Origin of the sequence: Pseudomonas sp. KCJK9016 (genome assembly GCF_046231795.1) — a bacterium.
Lineage (GTDB): Bacteria > Pseudomonadota > Gammaproteobacteria > Pseudomonadales > Pseudomonadaceae > Aquipseudomonas > Aquipseudomonas bananamidigenes.
In genome coordinates, this window is the sequence record NZ_JBJJMM010000021.1 from 88,204 (window position 1) to 102,600 (window position 14,397).

At 60.7% G+C, this 14,397-nt stretch carries 16 protein-coding genes; 7 read left to right on the forward strand and 9 right to left on the reverse strand.

Going from position 1 to position 14,397, the window contains the following annotated elements; genetic code table 11:
* From ACK6BI_RS20390 to ACK6BI_RS20400, 3 genes are read right to left on the reverse strand one after another with little or no spacing between them, the layout of a single operon-like run.
* Positions 1-720: a hypothetical protein gene (locus ACK6BI_RS20390; RefSeq protein WP_409318472.1), complete on the reverse strand. Its 720-nt coding sequence runs from the start codon at positions 718-720 to the stop codon at positions 1-3.
* A 35-nt stretch (positions 721-755) separates the two neighbouring features.
* Positions 756-1,493, reverse strand: a complete 738-nt coding sequence (locus ACK6BI_RS20395) for a hypothetical protein (RefSeq protein WP_409318473.1) — start codon at positions 1,491-1,493, stop codon at positions 756-758.
* 20 nt (positions 1,494-1,513) lie between these two features.
* Positions 1,514-2,425 carry a LysR family transcriptional regulator gene (locus ACK6BI_RS20400; protein WP_409318474.1) on the reverse strand — a complete coding sequence of 304 codons (912 nt, stop codon included), beginning with the start codon at positions 2,423-2,425 and terminating at the stop codon, positions 1,514-1,516.
* A gap of 78 nt (positions 2,426-2,503) precedes the next feature.
* On the opposite strand from ACK6BI_RS20400, the gene ACK6BI_RS20405 reads away from it, so the two are divergent.
* The 3 genes from ACK6BI_RS20405 to ACK6BI_RS20415 all read left to right on the forward strand — a co-directional run bounded on the left by ACK6BI_RS20405 (position 2,504) and on the right by ACK6BI_RS20415 (position 5,607).
* Entirely contained in the window at positions 2,504-2,992 is a 489-nt protein-coding gene (locus ACK6BI_RS20405; RefSeq protein ID WP_409318475.1) for a DMT family transporter, read from the forward strand.
* A gap of 201 nt (positions 2,993-3,193) precedes the next feature.
* Entirely contained in the window at positions 3,194-4,423 is a 1,230-nt protein-coding gene (locus tag ACK6BI_RS20410; protein WP_409318486.1) for an aminotransferase class I/II-fold pyridoxal phosphate-dependent enzyme, read from the forward strand.
* Between the two features lie 17 nt (positions 4,424-4,440).
* Positions 4,441-5,607 carry an MFS transporter gene (locus ACK6BI_RS20415; protein WP_409318476.1) on the forward strand — a complete coding sequence of 389 codons (1,167 nt, stop codon included), beginning with the start codon at positions 4,441-4,443 and terminating at the stop codon, positions 5,605-5,607.
* Here ACK6BI_RS20415 and yiaY read toward each other — a convergent pair.
* Entirely contained in the window at positions 5,604-6,752 is a 1,149-nt protein-coding gene (gene yiaY / locus ACK6BI_RS20420) for an L-threonine dehydrogenase (RefSeq protein WP_409318477.1), read from the reverse strand. The genes ACK6BI_RS20415 and yiaY overlap by 4 nt on opposite strands.
* Positions 6,753-6,907: 155 nt before the next feature.
* Here yiaY and ACK6BI_RS20425 point away from each other — a divergent pair, with 155 nt between their 5' ends.
* Entirely contained in the window at positions 6,908-7,927 is a 1,020-nt protein-coding gene (locus ACK6BI_RS20425) for a DUF4917 family protein (protein ID WP_409318478.1), read from the forward strand.
* Here ACK6BI_RS20425 and ACK6BI_RS20430 read toward each other — a convergent pair whose 3' ends face one another.
* Positions 7,928-8,470 (reverse strand): helix-turn-helix domain-containing protein, encoded by a 543-nt coding sequence (locus tag ACK6BI_RS20430; RefSeq protein WP_085710196.1) that lies wholly within the window; start codon positions 8,468-8,470, stop codon positions 7,928-7,930.
* A gap of 109 nt (positions 8,471-8,579) precedes the next feature.
* On the opposite strand from ACK6BI_RS20430, the gene ACK6BI_RS20435 reads away from it, so the two are divergent.
* Together ACK6BI_RS20435 and ACK6BI_RS20440 are read left to right on the forward strand one after the other, a co-directional pair.
* Positions 8,580-9,362 carry an aldolase gene (locus ACK6BI_RS20435; RefSeq protein WP_409318479.1) on the forward strand — a complete coding sequence of 261 codons (783 nt, stop codon included), beginning with the start codon at positions 8,580-8,582 and terminating at the stop codon, positions 9,360-9,362.
* Between the two features lie 25 nt (positions 9,363-9,387).
* On the forward strand, positions 9,388-10,269 hold the full coding sequence (locus ACK6BI_RS20440) for a dihydrodipicolinate synthase family protein (RefSeq protein ID WP_409318480.1): 882 nt from the start codon (positions 9,388-9,390) through the stop codon (positions 10,267-10,269).
* A 64-nt stretch (positions 10,270-10,333) separates the two neighbouring features.
* Here the strand turns inward: ACK6BI_RS20440 and ACK6BI_RS20445 are convergent, their stop codons facing one another.
* Both ACK6BI_RS20445 and ACK6BI_RS20450 read right to left on the reverse strand, forming a co-directional pair.
* Positions 10,334-10,678, reverse strand: a complete 345-nt coding sequence (locus tag ACK6BI_RS20445) for a YegP family protein (RefSeq protein ID WP_409318481.1) — start codon at positions 10,676-10,678, stop codon at positions 10,334-10,336.
* A gap of 22 nt (positions 10,679-10,700) precedes the next feature.
* The gene (locus ACK6BI_RS20450) at positions 10,701-11,282 is read right to left on the reverse strand and encodes a DJ-1/PfpI family protein (protein WP_007957909.1); all 582 of its coding nucleotides are present in this window, start codon (positions 11,280-11,282) and stop codon (positions 10,701-10,703) included.
* A 265-nt stretch (positions 11,283-11,547) separates the two neighbouring features.
* Here ACK6BI_RS20450 and ACK6BI_RS20455 point away from each other — a divergent pair, with 265 nt between their 5' ends.
* Entirely contained in the window at positions 11,548-12,462 is a 915-nt protein-coding gene (locus tag ACK6BI_RS20455) for a DMT family transporter (protein WP_409318482.1), read from the forward strand.
* On the opposite strand, the gene ACK6BI_RS20460 is transcribed toward ACK6BI_RS20455, so the two are convergent.
* Together ACK6BI_RS20460 and ACK6BI_RS20465 are read right to left on the reverse strand one after the other, a co-directional pair.
* Entirely contained in the window at positions 12,452-13,669 is a 1,218-nt protein-coding gene (locus tag ACK6BI_RS20460; RefSeq protein ID WP_409318483.1) for a class I SAM-dependent methyltransferase, read from the reverse strand. The genes ACK6BI_RS20455 and ACK6BI_RS20460 overlap by 11 nt on opposite strands.
* A 90-nt stretch (positions 13,670-13,759) precedes the next feature.
* Positions 13,760-14,377, reverse strand: a complete 618-nt coding sequence (locus ACK6BI_RS20465) for a TPM domain-containing protein (protein ID WP_409318487.1) — start codon at positions 14,375-14,377, stop codon at positions 13,760-13,762.
* Positions 14,378-14,397 lie beyond the last annotated feature (20 nt).

Here is a 14,397-nt window from a genome sequence, read left to right on the forward strand (position 1 = left end):
TCAGTAACCTCTGAGGTCTTCGGGGACGGTGTATTGCTTGCCGTCGTAGGTCAGGGTGACTTGGGTGTTTTTCAGGTTGGTGGTTTTGGAAACGCACTCTTTGCCTGACTGGGTCGAGGTGTACACCACACCACTTGAGGAAACAATCAGGTCAGCGAAGCCATTATGGCTGGATGGGCCGATTTCCACGGTCCTAAGGATTTTCGTGTCTTTGGTATCGCACTCACCGCTACCCTCACCAAATTCCTTGCGAATGACCAGGCCTTCCAGCACCGGTCGCAACTTGCTGCCTTCGCGGACATACAGCGCCAGATCGGTTTTCGCATAGGGATTGGCTCTTGAAAGCTGGTCGGCAAAATCCGACCGCAGGCCAAAGGCGCGAACGTCCGACGCCAGACGATATCGAGCGGTATCGATCTTCAAGTCTTCGAAGCTGATCGCGTCGGAGTTGTAGGCACCGGGTTTGACGTAAGTCGCCAGCGGCTTGGCATTGGCGGCGTTAAGAAGCGACAGTTCCAGGTCGAACACGCCGTCGTGGTCACCTTCGGAGTCGGACACGAAGGTGGATTTGGCCGAGATCGCCTTGTCCGGGAAGGCCGGCCACACTTTGCAGCGTGACAGGGAGTGACCGTCGAATTTCTTTATCTCACAGGCGGCGTGGGCCTGAGTGGTAACGGCCAGAAAACCGAGGGCGATGAAAAGTCGGGTCGGGGTGAGCATTGTTCTTCCTTGATAAAAGTCGCGTTGGTTCTGTATCACTCGATGGCTTTGAAACCTTTAGGCAAGACGTAGGATTTTCCGTCGTAGTGAAGGGTTGTCAGTTCAGGGGAGCTGACATTGACCTTGTCTTCGCAAGTATCGCCTTCGACGACATTGGTCGTGTTTGTCTGCCGGGTTTTGATAATCAGATCGGCATAACCATGGGAGCTGGTCTTGGCGATTTCTACTGTTCTGGTCATCTCAAATCGCTCACCAGTGCAATCACCGTCCCATTCGCCGCCGTACTCGTAAACCACTAATTGACTGAGCACAGGGCGTAACTTGTCGCCTTCTTTTACAAAAAGAGAGAGGTGCGTTTCCTCAAGCGGATTGAGGCGAGAGGCATTGGTGAACTGCACGCGAACACCAAACGCCCGTACCTCTGGAGTCAGCTTGTAGCGCGCGGTATCGAGCGAAAGATCTCGCAATGCCACCCCACCCGAGAAGAAAGCGGAGGCTTGGTGATAAGTGGCAACCGGTTCCGTTTGGTCGCTTTTCAAGACAGATAAAGTGAAATCATAGGTGCCGCTCGTATCGGTAGCACCCGGCCCGGAACTGCGCTGAAATTTCGCATTCGCGTTGATATTCAATCCCGGAAAGGCCGGCCACTCCTTGCACACGGAGAAATCCAGGTCACCGTTCACCGGCGCAGGCACACAATCAGCCAACACCTGCCCCGCCATCAACGCCCCGCAAAGCACCAGCCCCACCGTCACCACAGACTTCACTGTCACGCCCCGCTCCTTGATGTTTTTCAGCCGCGCACTATCCCCTGCTCGATCCGCCGATTCAACCAGTTCAACGCCTGATCCCCGCCCCGTCGCTTGTGCCACGCCGTGACAAAGGTAAATGGTGCGATCTGGAACGGTGGCGGCACGACGATCAACGAGTCGTCATCCACATCCTTCAACGCTCGCGAAGCCACGGTCAAAATCAGATCCGTGCCGCTGATGAACTTCGGCGCCACGCTCCAGTGCGGCAGGCTGACGGCGACGCGGCGGCGTTCGCGCAGGGCGGTCAGGGTGCGTTCGATTTCCGGGGTCCCGCTGCCGCGCATTTCCAGCAGGACGTGGGGGCGGGAAAGGTAGGTTGGCAGATCGAGGGTACCTTCGGCTGGAAGGCTCTGGCGATCCAGCAGGCAGACGTAGCGTTCTTCGAACAGCGGCGTGCTGCACAACTCACCGGGCAATTCCGGGAGTACCCCAGCAGCGAGGTCAATGTCGCCGTTGAGCAGCCCCTCGACCATCCCTTCGCGGCTGGCATGGCTGATTTGCAGGTCGATGCCCGGCGCTTCGGTACGCAACGTGCGAATCAGCCCGGGCAGAATGATCGCCGCACCGTAATCCGACATCGCAAGCCGAAAGCTCCGACGGGCACTGGCGGGATCGAAGGTGTTCGGCGCCAGCAGCGATTGCACCTGGGCCAGGACTTCGGACAGCGGCGCAATCAGTTCCAGTGCCCGGGCGGTGGGCACCAGCCCCGAACCGGCACGCACCAGCAAGGGATCACCGAGCAAGTCGCGCAAACGGGCCAGCGCATGGCTGACCGCCGGCTGGCTCAAGTGCAGACGCTCGGCAGCGCGAGTCACATGTTGCTCGGCGAGCAAGGCATCGAGGACCACCAACAGGTTGAGATCGATACGCCGAAGATCATTCATCTGATGCATGTTCCGCATGACAAAACAGAATTTAAATCTGCGCGACGAATACCCTAGAGTCCAGCAAAACCTTGCTGGAGAACGATCATGAGTACGTTGCATTGGGCAGGTCTATTGCTGCTGGCGGCAGTGGCCGGGGCCGTCGTACCGTTTCAAAGTGCGATCAACACCAACCTGGCCCGAGGGCTGGGCCATCCGTTATGGGCGACATTGGCGTCACTGCTGGTCAGTGTGCTGGTGTTGTTGCCGGTCATCGTCGCTCTGCGCTTGCCGCTGCCATCCCTGGCGTTCATCGGCAAGGCGCCGTTGTGGATGTGGGCCGGTGGCGCCTTCGGGGTGTGCTTTGTGGCATTGGCGGTGGTGCTGGTGCCGAAGCTCGGTGCATCGGGGTTTGTCGCGCTGGCCCTGGCCGGGCAGGTGCTGGCGTCGATGGCGCTGGATCACTTCGGGTTATTCGGCCTGCTGGAAAAACAGCTGACCTTGCCACGGGTTTTCGGCGCAATGCTGTTGATCGCCGGTGTGATGTTGATCCAGTTTTCCTCTGCGATAGAAAAAAGCGCTGTGACGACAGGATGATTCATGACATGGGAGTCGTCAGGCGTTTCACGATCTGACGCTCCTGCTTCGCATTGCCCTACAAACAAAACTCCAACGCCCCTCAGCGCTATCGGATATGACCGATTCTGACCCGGTATCGCTCTCTGTAAAGTCTGGCAACACACACAAATTGCAACATCCCATGGATTGCCATGCTCAAGGAGAGCTGCCGTGAATCATCTGTCCGATACCGCCGCCCACACCTTCACTCACTATCGCAAGGTCATCGCTCTGGCGGACCACGACTGGGAAGCTGCCGAAGCCGGAAAAATCGCCGCCCTCAATGTCGAAGTCAAAGGCTGCAACGAACTGGTCGATCAGCACGGGCGCTCCTTCCATCACTTTGGCACCACGTCCTACCTGGGCCTCGATCACCACCCGGCCCTGCTCGAAGGCGCCATCTCGGCACTGCAGGAAACCGGCACGCTACGGATCGCCAACTCTAAAAACCGCTGCAAACTGGCGCTGCTCGATCGTTACGAATGCGAACTGTCTGAACTGTTCGGCGCCGTGTGCCTGAGCAGTCTGTCCTGCAGCGCTGCCAGTGCCGGGATCCTGCCATTGCTGGCCAGTGGGGTGTTCACGCACAACCGCCCGCCGGTGATGGTGTTCGATCGTCTGGCGCACTATTCGATGAATCACCTGAAGGCCAGTTGCGCCGATGAAACCCTCGTATTGACCTGTCCCCATAACGATATGGATTTTCTCGAATCGGTGTGCCAGCGCCACGCCACGGTCGCCTACGTTGCCGACGGTGCCTACAGCATGGGCGGCGTCGCCAATCTGGACGGTCTGCTGTACCTGAAAGAACGCTACGGCCTGTTCCTTTATCTGGACGACTCCCATGCGCTGTCGGCGGTCGGCAGCAACGGGGCCGGACTGGTGCGGCCAAGAATGCCGGCGCTGGATGAGGACTGTCTGATCGTCGCGTCACTGGCCAAATCGTTCGGGGCCAGCGGTGGTCTGGTGATGTTGGGGAATGAGCGGCAGAGGAAGTTGATTCAGCGTTACGGCGGGCCGAGCAACTGGTCGCAAAGCCTCAATTGCGCCGCCATCGGCGCGGGCCTTGCTTCGATCCAGTTGCATCGCAGTGCTGAACTGCGTGCACTGCAGGTTCGGCTCCAGGCCAACATTCGCCTGTTCGACAGTCTTCTGAGCACCGAACAGCATGGCAGCCCCATGGCCATTCGCTTGATCAATTGCGGTGAGGCCACCCTGGCCACGCGTATTGCCATAGAGCTGGCCGAACACGGCTTTTTCACCAGCGCGGTATTTTTTCCGGTGGTGGCTCAAGGTAAAGCCGCGATTCGCGTTACATTGCGCGCCGATATGGAATCGACACTGATCCATCACTTCTGTGATGTGATCATCGGATTGTTTCTGACTCACCGCGGCCATCGCGACCACTGAGCCTGCACGGACGACTCATGAACCCCGGCCTCATCCTGCTTCTTACCTGCGCCACCGTGTTCCTCGCCCAACTGGGCATGAGCATTTATCTGCCGGCGTTGCCGCACATCGCCGGGCACCTGCACGTCGATGCAACGCAGGTGGCCTGGGGCCTGTCGCTGTACCTGATGGGCATGGCGCTGCCGATGCTGCTTTGGGGCAGCCTCGCACAACGCATCGGCCGCAAACCGGTGCTGCTGGCGGCGCTGGGGATTTACGGGCTGGCGAACCTGGGGTTGCCGTTGGGCTCGACACTGGAGTCGTTCCTGCTGCTGCGACTGTTTCAAGGGATCGGCGCCAGCGGTATTTCGGTGATGGCGCGGGTGCTGATCCGAGACAGTTTCCGGGGCGATCTGCTGGCGAAGGCGTTGTCGTGGATTTCGATTTCGTTCGTCGTCGCGCTCGGGATCGGGCAATACGCCGGCTCGCTGATTCAGGTGACGCTGGGCTGGCAGGCGATCTTCTATCTGCTGGGTGCGCTCAGCCTGTCGATGGCCGCGCTTGTCTCGCGTCTGGGTTTTCCGCAACTCGTCGAGACGCCCGCAACCGCATCGTCCTGGGCGGTCTACGGAAGGATTCTGACTCACCGGGCGTTTCTTCTGCCGGCGCTCGCAGGCGGCCTGGGTTATGGCGTGATCATCGCGTTCAACAGCGCTGCGCCGTTGATTCTGCAAGGCCCGTTCGGTTGGTCGACGACCGATTACGGACTGTTGGGCTGGCCGATCAGTGCGGCGTATTTTCTGGGAGCGCTGGCGGTCAATCGCTTTGTGCTGCGTACCGGTCAGCATCGGTTGATGACGTTGGGTGTGGGCCTGGTGATGGCCGGAAGCGGGGTGATGCTGGCGGGCAGCCTGTTGGCCAGCTCCGTTGCCTGGCTGCTTTGGCTGCCTTACTGCGTCGCCGTGTTCGGCCAGTCGCTGAACTATCCGATCAGCCTGTCACGGGCCAACGATGGAGCGCCGATTGCCGGCGCTTACGCAATGGCCCTGAGTGGTTTCATTCATCAATTGATGGCCGCGTTGATCGGCGCCGTGGCCAGCCTGCTGGCCGGTCCACACGCGTGGCCGCTGTCGCTGCTGTGTTGCTTTCTGGCGGCGGGCGCGGTGCTCTGCACGAGGTTCACGCCCGATCGTCAGTCCGCTTAAAACGCGCTGCGGAAAATCTCCTCGATCTGCCGTTGATCGGCCGCCCGTGGGTTGGTGAAGCCGCAGGCGTCCTTCAGAGCATTGGCGGCGAGTATCGGGATGTCAGTGCATTTGGCGCCGAGGTCGCGCAAGCCGCCGGGGATGTCGACGTCCCTGGCCAGGCAGCGGATCGCGTCAATCGCAGCTTTTGCGCCCTCTTCCGGGCTGAAACCACGGATGTCGGCGCCCATGGCGTGGGCCACATCAGTGAGGCGATCGGCGCAGACCAGCGCGTTGAACGTCTGCACGTGGGGCAGCAGCACCGCGTTGCACACCCCGTGCGGCAGGTCGTAGAAACCGCCCAACTGGTGCGCCATCGCATGCACGTAACCGAGTGAGGCATTGTTGAACGCCATGCCGGCGAGGAACTGCGCGTAGGCCATGTTTTCCCGCGCCGCCAGATCGCTGCCGTCACGTACCGCCAGACGCAGGTTATTGCTGATCAGAGTCATCGCTTTCAGCGCGCAGGCGTCGGTGATCGGGTTGGCGGCGGTGGACACATAGGCTTCGATGGCATGGGTCAGCGCGTCCATGCCGGTGGCGGCGGTCAGGCTTTTGGGCATGGCGACCATCAGCGCCGGGTCGTTGACCGACAGCAGCGGCGTGACATTGCGGTCGACGATGGCCATTTTCACGTGCCGGGTTTCGTCGGTGATGATGCAGAAACGGGTCATCTCGCTGGCCGTGCCGGCGGTGGTGTTGATGGCGATCAACGGCAATTGCGGCTTGGCCGACTGATCGACACCTTCGTAATCTCGGATCTGCCCGCCGTTGGTCGCGCACAGCGCGATGCCCTTGGCGCAGTCATGGGGCGAGCCGCCGCCGAGGGAGACAACGAAATCGCAGCGGCTGTCCTTGAGCAGCGCCAGCCCGGCCTCGACGTTGGCGATGCTCGGGTTGGGTCTGGCGCCGTCGAAGATCACCGAATCAATGTCCTGCATCGCCAGTTTCTCGGCGATCATCGTCGCCACGCCAGCCTTGGCCAGACCGGCGTCGGTGACGATCAGCGCCTTGCGAAAACCGTAGTTGCGGATGGCATTCATGGCATCGTCGAGGCAGCCGCTGCCCATGATGTTTACCGCGGGAATGAAAAAGGTGCTGCTCATGGCGCGTCTCCTGACAGGGGCCGGCTCGACTCCTGCGATCCGGCGGATGCATACAGGATCGACCGATCGGTCACGGCGGATGTTGATCTGGCTCAATGCCCGCTCGTGATAAAGTCGCCGTCCATCTGCCCCTTAGTTTTGAGACGTGCCCTGCAATGACCGATTTTCTGGATGTCGACGCCACCCTCGAAGACTGGAACGCGTTGCGCGCCACCACCGACTTCAGTGGTCTGCTGGTGGGCAACGGCGCCAGCCGCGCGGTATGGGACGATTTCGGCTACGACTCGCTGTTCGAAAACGCCCGCACAGTGGAGGAAAAACCGCTGAGCCCATCGGAACTGAGCGTGTTCGACGCCCTGCAGACACGCAGTTTCGAGCAGGTGCTCGGAGCGCTGAAAACCACCAGCCGGGTCAACAAGGCACTGGCCGTCAGCTCCGCTGCCCCGCGCAATCGCTATTACGCGATCAAGGAAGCGCTGATCAACACCGTCCATGCGGTGCATATTCCGTGGCGGCTGATTGAAACCTCGACTCTGGCTACGCTGAACAAAGAACTGGCGAGCTATCGCACGGTGTTCACCACCAATTACGACCTGCTCAACTACTGGGCCCTGCAACACGACAGCGACGCCATCGACGATCTGTTCAACGGCCCCGACGCCAACTTCGATCTGTGCGCAAGCCGCAGCGACAAGCCCCGCCTGCTGTACCTGCACGGCGGCCTGCATCTGGTGCGCAACCTGGACGGCAGCGCCCGCAAGCTGACCGCCACCGAAGGCACGCTGCTGGGCAGCTTTGCGATCAACAACACCCTCAAGACCCTCGACGACGTACCGCTGTTCGTCAACGAAGGGCCGAGCGCAGACAAACTCAAGACCATCCGCAGTTCGGATTACCTGTCGTTCTGCCACGACCAGTTACTCGAGCATGGCGACAGCCTGTGCATCTTCGGCCATGCCCTCGGCGAGCAGGATGCACACATCGTTCGTGCCTTGCGCCTGGCAAAACCGAAAACCGTGGCGATCTCGATCTACCCGCGCAGTGCGGCATTCATCCAGCACCAGAAACGGCATTACGCGAAGGTGTTCGACGGAACCGGCGTGGAACTGCGGTTCTTTGACTCGAAGTCCCATGCCCTGGGCAACCCGAAGCTGTCGGTGCCGGTCGAGGACTGATCATTCCTCGCTGCTGTGCACCACCACCAGCAGCTGCGCCTGCTCCTCGCCCACCGAGCGGATCCGGTGCGGTTTCTGCGCATTGAAGTGCAGCGCATCGCCCCGCTCCAGCAGCACCCGTTCGTTCATGAAATCCACTTCGACCCGGCCTTCATGGACGAACAGAAACTCCTCGCCCAAGTGTTCCTTGAAGGTCTTGTCAGTGAATTCGGTCGGCGGATAGATGATGAACGGCAACAGACTGCGCTCGCTGACCTGGTGAGCCAGCACCGCGTAACCGGGGCTGTGATCGTTGGCCGCCAGTGACTGGCGTTCGTGGCTGCGCACCAGGCTGTAGCTGTCGAGGCTGACGTTGTCTTCGGAGAACAGCTCCTCGACTTTCACGTTCAGCGCTTTCGCCAGTTTCAACGCGGCGGCAATCGACGGCGTGTTCAACCCGCGCTCGACTTTCGACAGGTAACTCTTGGTCATGCCGGATTTCTCGGCCAGCGCCTCAAGGGTTACGCCAAGTTTTTTTCTCAATAATTTCAAACGGATAGACATGCGTAGCGATTATTCCAGCAAAGGAAAGACGATTTGTCCTTGCCAATGACACAAAGTGTCATATAGCCTCTTTAGTGTCATTCATGTGCAACCACCACAGGACACCGATATGGCCAAGACATTAGCACTCCCCAAAGACCAACTGGTCAGGCAAGCGCTGACACAGATGCAAAACACCCTGGCGGATAATACGTGGACGGACCGGCAAAAGCTGGCCCTGACTTGCCGGATCCTCTTCGAGAACGGCCACGATTCGGGCCTTGCCGGGCAGATTACCGCCCGTGGCCCGCAGCCGGGTACTTACTACACCCAGCAACTGGGACTGGGGTTCGATGAAATCACCGCGAGCAATCTGCTGCTGGTCAACGAAGACCTGGAAGTGCTCGAAGGTCACGGCATGGCCAACCCGGCCAACCGTTTCCACAGTTGGGTGTACCGCGCCCGGCCGGATGTGAACTGCATCATTCACACCCACCCGACGCACATTGCCGCGCTGTCGATGCTGGAAGTACCGTTGCAGATTTCCCACATGGACCTGTGCCCGCTGTACGACGACTGCGCGTTCCTTGAAGGCTGGCCCGGCGTGCCGGTCGGCAACGAAGAAGGCGAACTGATTGCCGGCGCGTTGGGCGACAAGCGGGCGATCCTGCTTTCCCATCACGGTCAGCTGTCGACCGGGGCGACCATCGAGGAAGCCTGTGTCATCGCGCAACTGATCGAGCGCGCCGCCAAACTGCAATTGCTGGCGATGGCCGCCGGGACGATCAAACCGATCATTCCCGAACTGGGGCGCGAGGCGCATGACTGGGTGTCGAAACCCAAGCGCCACGCCGCTGCCTTCAACTACTACGCCCGGCAGAACTTGCGTCAACACGCCGATTGCCTGAACTGAATCCCCATCCTTGCGGAGCACTCACATGACCAATATTCACGGCATCATCGGCTACACCATCACCCCGTTCGGCGCCCATGGCGAAGGCCTTGACCTGCCGGCCCTCGGCCGCTCGATCGACCGCCTGATCGCCGGCGGCGTCCACGCTATCGCACCGCTGGGCAGCACCGGTGAAGGCGCCTACCTGAGCGATGCGGAGTGGGACCAGGTCGCCGAGTTCAGCATCAAACACGTCGCCGGACGGGTACCGACCGTGGTCAGCGTCTCCGACCTGACCACTGCCAAAGCCGTGCGTCGCGCACGCTTCGCCGAAGCACACGGCGCCGACGTGGTGATGGTACTGCCGGCGTCCTACTGGAAGCTCACCGAAGCAGAGATCCTTGCGCACTACCGCGCCATCGGCGACAGCATCGGCGTGCCGATCATGCTCTACAACAACCCGGCCACCAGCGGCACCGATATGTCGGTGGAGTTGATTCTGCGCATCGTCAACGGCGTGGAAAACGTGACCATGGTCAAGGAGAGCACCGGCGACATCCAGCGCATGCACAAGCTGCAACTGCTCGGCGAAGGCCGGGTGCCGTTCTACAACGGCTGCAACCCGCTGGCGCTGGAAGCGTTCGCCGCTGGCGCCAAGGGCTGGTGCACGGCGGCGCCGAACCTGATCCCGCAACTCAACCTGGATCTGTACGAAGCCACGCTGGCGGGGGATCTGGGCAAGGCGCGAGAACTGTTCTACCGCCAGTTGCCGCTGCTGGATTTCATCCTCAAGGGCGGCCTGCCGGCGACGATCAAGGCCGGGCTGCGCCTGACCGATCTGGAAGTCGGCGATCCGCGCTTGCCGGTGTTCCCGTTGAGCGAGGCCGGGCGCAGCCAGTTGCAGGGCATTCTCAAAACCCTGAGCTGATCTTCAAACCACACATCAACCCTGTGGGAGCGAGTCTGCTCCCACATTGGGAACTTCAGTGAACTCAGAGGACAGGCAAGGTCTTGTCCTTGATCACCTTCGTCGGCCCGTTGCTCTTCACGGCGGCGATCCCCTTCGCAAACGCCGCGTCCGATGAATAGGACTCGCTGCTGCCGATGATCTGCTGATTGGCAGCCTTGAGATTGAAGTAGGGATGCCCGTCCTTCGTCGTTTTCTTCTCGTAGCGCTCATCCAGCGGACTGTTGCCCTGCACCGCCGCGATACCATTTTCGGCGGCACGGTGAGAGGTGTACAACTCGCTGGTCAGAATGGTTTCGGCATTCGCCGCTTTCAGCACGAACCTGAACTGGCCGTTGCTGCTTTTGCTCAATTCATACCATCCGGACATGCTGCGTCTCCTTATCGATGGGTCACAGGGTGATTTTAGTCCCGAGCAACCCCAGGAACCCGGCCAGCCATTTCGGATGCGCCGGCCAGGCTGGGGCGGTGGCCAGATTGCCCTGGACATGACCGTCCGTAACCGGGATATCGATGTAAGTGCCGCCGGCCAGCCGTACTTCCGGGGCACAGGCCGGATAGGCGCTGCACTCGCGTCCTTCGAGAATCCCCGCCGCCGCCAGCAGTTGCGCGCCGTGACAGACGGCAGCAATCGGCTTGCCGGCCTTGTCGAAGGCTCGCACCAGTTCCAGGACCTTTTCGTTCAGCCGCAGGTATTCCGGCGCACGCCCGCCGGGCACCAGCAACGCGTCGTAGTCCTTGGCATCGACCTTGGCGAAATCGAAGTTTAGGGCGAACTGGTGACCGGGTTTCTCGCTGTAGGTCTGGTCCCCTTCGAAGTCATGGATCGCGGTGCGCACGGTCTTGCCGGCGGCTTTATCGGGGCACACGGCATGCACGGTGTGACCGACCATTTGCAGGGCCTGGAACGGCACCATCACTTCGTAGTCTTCGACGTAATCGCCGACCAGCATCAGAATCTTTTTCGCGGCCATGGACAGGACTCCTCTGGTGAATGCACAGGAGTATTCAAAGTAGCCCAATTCGTGACGAGGGAGCCTGCTCCCGCTCGACTGCACAGCAGACGCGAGTCTGAACGCACATCAAATGTCGCTTTGCGCCCAGCGGGAGCAAGCTCCTTCGCCACGGGCATTACCCTAACTGTACGGCTAACTCTGTGCAGGACTGTAACAGCGCGATACGCAAGGTTTGTGGCTAGATGAAGCCACTTCCCTGCCACCTTCGAATCTGGTTGCCATCATGTCTTCGCGCGAAAACACCGGCATGGCCCTGGGCCTGCTCGGCGTTGTGATTTTCAGCCTCACCCTGCCCTTCACCCGCATCGTGGTGCAGGAACTGCACCCGTTGCTCAACGGCCTGGGCCGTGCGTTGTTCGCGGCGATTCCGGCGGCATTGCTGTTGTTGTGGCGACGGGAAAAGTGGCCCACCTGGAAACAGATCAAAGGTCTGAGCCTTGTCATCGCCGGGGTGATTCTCGGGTTCCCGGTGCTGTCGGCGTGGGCCATGCAGACCTTGCCGGCGTCCCATGGAGCCTTGGTCAACGGTTTGCAACCGCTGTGCGTAGCGCTGTACGCCGCGTGGCTGTCCCATGAGCGTCCGTCGAAAGCCTTCTGGGCCTGCGCCGCGTTGGGCAGCGCACTGGTGCTGGGTTATGCGTTGTACACCGGCGCCGGCAGCATTCAGGCCGGGGATTTGCTGATGTTGGGTGCAATTGCGGTGGGCGGTCTGGGTTATGCCGAGGGCGGGCGCCTGGCCAAGGAAATGGGCGGTTGGCAGGTGATCTGCTGGGCGCTGGTGTTGTCGACACCGTTGCTGATCGGCCCGGTGCTGTATCTGGCGCTCCAGCATCAGGGCGCGGTCTCGGCGAAAACCTGGTGGGCCTTCGGTTACGTCGCGCTGTTTTCGCAGTTTCTGGGCTTCTTCGCCTGGTACGCCGGGCTGGCCATGGGCGGGATTGCCCGGGTCAGTCAGATCCAGCTGTTGCAGATCTTTTTCACCATCGCCTTTTCCGCGCTGTTCTTCGGTGAGCACGTGGAGCCGATCACCTGGCTGTTCGCCTGCGGGGTGATCGCGACCGTGATGCTCGGGCGCAAGACCGCAGTGCGCCCGGCTCAACCGGGCACGTTACCGGCCGGGGTTCAGCTCAAGCCTTGAGCGGCAGCAGGCCATCGGCGAGCAGCAGGGTTTCCAGGCAATGCTCGCTGATGTGGTAGAACGCCTTGAGTTCCTGGATCTTCACCAGCAACCGGGCCGGGTCCACCGGCTCGGCGCGCTTCACGGCGAGGATCATCTTGTTCTTGTTGGTGTGTTCCAGCGAGATGAACTCGAAGACCTTGGTCTCATAACCGCAGGCCTCAAGGAACAGCGCGCGCAGGCTGTCGGTGACCATTTCCGCCTGCTGGCCCAAGTGCAAACCGTATTGCAACATCGGCTTGAGCAGTGCCGGGCTCTGGATCTGCAGGCGGATCTGTTTGTGGCAGCACGGCGAACACATGATGATCGCCGCGCCGGAGCGGATGCCGGTGTGGATCGCGTAGTCGGTGGCGATGTCGCAGGCATGCAGCGCGATCATCACCTCCAGTTCGCTCGGCGCCACGCTGCGCACATCGCCGCACTTGAACACAAGCCCGGGATGTTCGAGTTTCTGCGCGGCGGCGTTGCACAGGTTGACCATCTCTTCGCGCAGTTCGACGCCGGTGACTTCGCCCTCGGCCTTCAGGGTATTGCGCAGATAGTCATGAATGGCGAAGGTCAGGTAACCCTTGCCCGAACCGAAATCCGCCACCCGCACCGGTCTGTCCAGGGCCAGGGGCGATGAAGTCAGCGCGTGGCTGAAGACTTCGATGAACTTGTTGATCTGCTTCCACTTGCGCGACATCGCCGGAATCAGCTCGTGTTGCGCGTTGGTCACGCCCAGATCCTTGAGGAACGGGCGACTCAACTCAAGAAACCGGTTCTTCTCGCGGTTGTGCCCGGCGGACGGCACTTCGCGCAATTGCTGGGGCTTGCTCATGAACAGCGAGCTCTTGCCCTTTTTGCTGTATTCGAGCTGGGCCTCATCCGTCAGCGTCAGCAAATGCGCGTTCTTGAAAGCCGCCGGCAGCAGCCCTGCAATCGTCGCCACCGCCTCGGTCAGCGGCAGGTTTTTGGTGATGTCGCGAGTCTTGTAGCGATAGACGAATGACAGATGAGGCTGCGCCTTGACCGTCACCGGTTTGATGATGATCCGCTGCAGATCCGCTTCTTCGCCGACGTACCTGGCCAGCACCAGTTTGATGAAACCGTTCTGCTCGAGGCTGGTTTGCAGCAACTCGATGAAACGGGTGTGGTGATCGGGGGTGGAAACGGCGGTGGCAGACATGCAGAAAACGGCCTCTGACGGGCAAATCGGGAATGGCCGCTAGTTTAAGGGGGGATGGCGTTCGAGGGCACGGCTATTTTCCCGAACGGCTTATCCCAACACCACCAACCGATTCGGCAATTCATTGCGCACCTGCGTCACCGGCACATGCACCTTGAGCAACTCGCCGCACGCCTCGATACAGGTCACGAAGCCCTGCAACGTCTGGCCCTGGCGCACCTGCTCGGTAAACGCCGCGACGATAGCGTCCCAGCTTTTGTCGTCCAGCCGTCTGGAAATACCTTCGTCCACCAGAATCTCCACATACCGCTCGGCCTCGCAGACAAAAATCAGCATCCCGGTGCTGCCCACCGTGTGATGCAGGTTCTGCTCGAGAAATTGCCGACGTGCCAGGTTCGAGGCGCGCCAGTGCCGGACGTGGCGCGGGACCAGATGAGTGGTGACCCTGGGCAAGCGAAATACCAGGCACAGCACGACAAAACTGATCCACTGCACCAGCAACAGACTGTGCATCGTCAGCCATCCGGTCAGGTAGTGCAGGATGCCCGGCACCACCAGTGCCAGCAGGCTGGCCCACAGCAACGGAATGTACGCGTAGTCGTCGGCGCGGGCCGCCAGCACCGTCACCAGTTCGGCGTCGGTGTCGCGTTCGACCCGGGCGATGGCCTCGGCGACCTTGCGTTGTTCGTGTTCGGTCAGTAATGCCATGTCGTGAAGTGCCTGCTCAT

Excerpts from the sequence above, each read along its gene's own strand:
- ACK6BI_RS20390 (WP_409318472.1), bottom strand. The coding sequence starts at position 720 with ATGCTCACCCCGACCCGACTTTTCATCGCCCTCGGTTTTCTGGCCGTT.
- ACK6BI_RS20415 (WP_409318476.1), top strand. The coding sequence starts at position 4,441 with ATGAACCCCGGCCTCATCCTGCTTCTTACCTGCGCCACCGTGTTCCTC.
- ACK6BI_RS20450 (WP_007957909.1), bottom strand. The coding sequence starts at position 11,282 with ATGGCCGCGAAAAAGATTCTGATGCTGGTCGGCGATTACGTCGAAGAC.
- ACK6BI_RS20425 (WP_409318478.1), top strand. The coding sequence starts at position 6,908 with ATGACCGATTTTCTGGATGTCGACGCCACCCTCGAAGACTGGAACGCG.
- ACK6BI_RS20430 (WP_085710196.1), bottom strand. The coding sequence starts at position 8,470 with ATGTCTATCCGTTTGAAATTATTGAGAAAAAAACTTGGCGTAACCCTT.
- ACK6BI_RS20455 (WP_409318482.1), top strand. The coding sequence starts at position 11,548 with ATGTCTTCGCGCGAAAACACCGGCATGGCCCTGGGCCTGCTCGGCGTT.
- ACK6BI_RS20465 (WP_409318487.1), bottom strand. The coding sequence starts at position 14,377 with ATGGCATTACTGACCGAACACGAACAACGCAAGGTCGCCGAGGCCATC.
- ACK6BI_RS20435 (WP_409318479.1), top strand. The coding sequence starts at position 8,580 with ATGGCCAAGACATTAGCACTCCCCAAAGACCAACTGGTCAGGCAAGCG.
- yiaY (WP_409318477.1), bottom strand. The coding sequence starts at position 6,752 with ATGAGCAGCACCTTTTTCATTCCCGCGGTAAACATCATGGGCAGCGGC.
- ACK6BI_RS20460 (WP_409318483.1), bottom strand. The coding sequence starts at position 13,669 with ATGTCTGCCACCGCCGTTTCCACCCCCGATCACCACACCCGTTTCATC.
- ACK6BI_RS20445 (WP_409318481.1), bottom strand. The coding sequence starts at position 10,678 with ATGTCCGGATGGTATGAATTGAGCAAAAGCAGCAACGGCCAGTTCAGG.
- ACK6BI_RS20440 (WP_409318480.1), top strand. The coding sequence starts at position 9,388 with ATGACCAATATTCACGGCATCATCGGCTACACCATCACCCCGTTCGGC.
- ACK6BI_RS20400 (WP_409318474.1), bottom strand. The coding sequence starts at position 2,425 with ATGCATCAGATGAATGATCTTCGGCGTATCGATCTCAACCTGTTGGTG.
- ACK6BI_RS20405 (WP_409318475.1), top strand. The coding sequence starts at position 2,504 with ATGAGTACGTTGCATTGGGCAGGTCTATTGCTGCTGGCGGCAGTGGCC.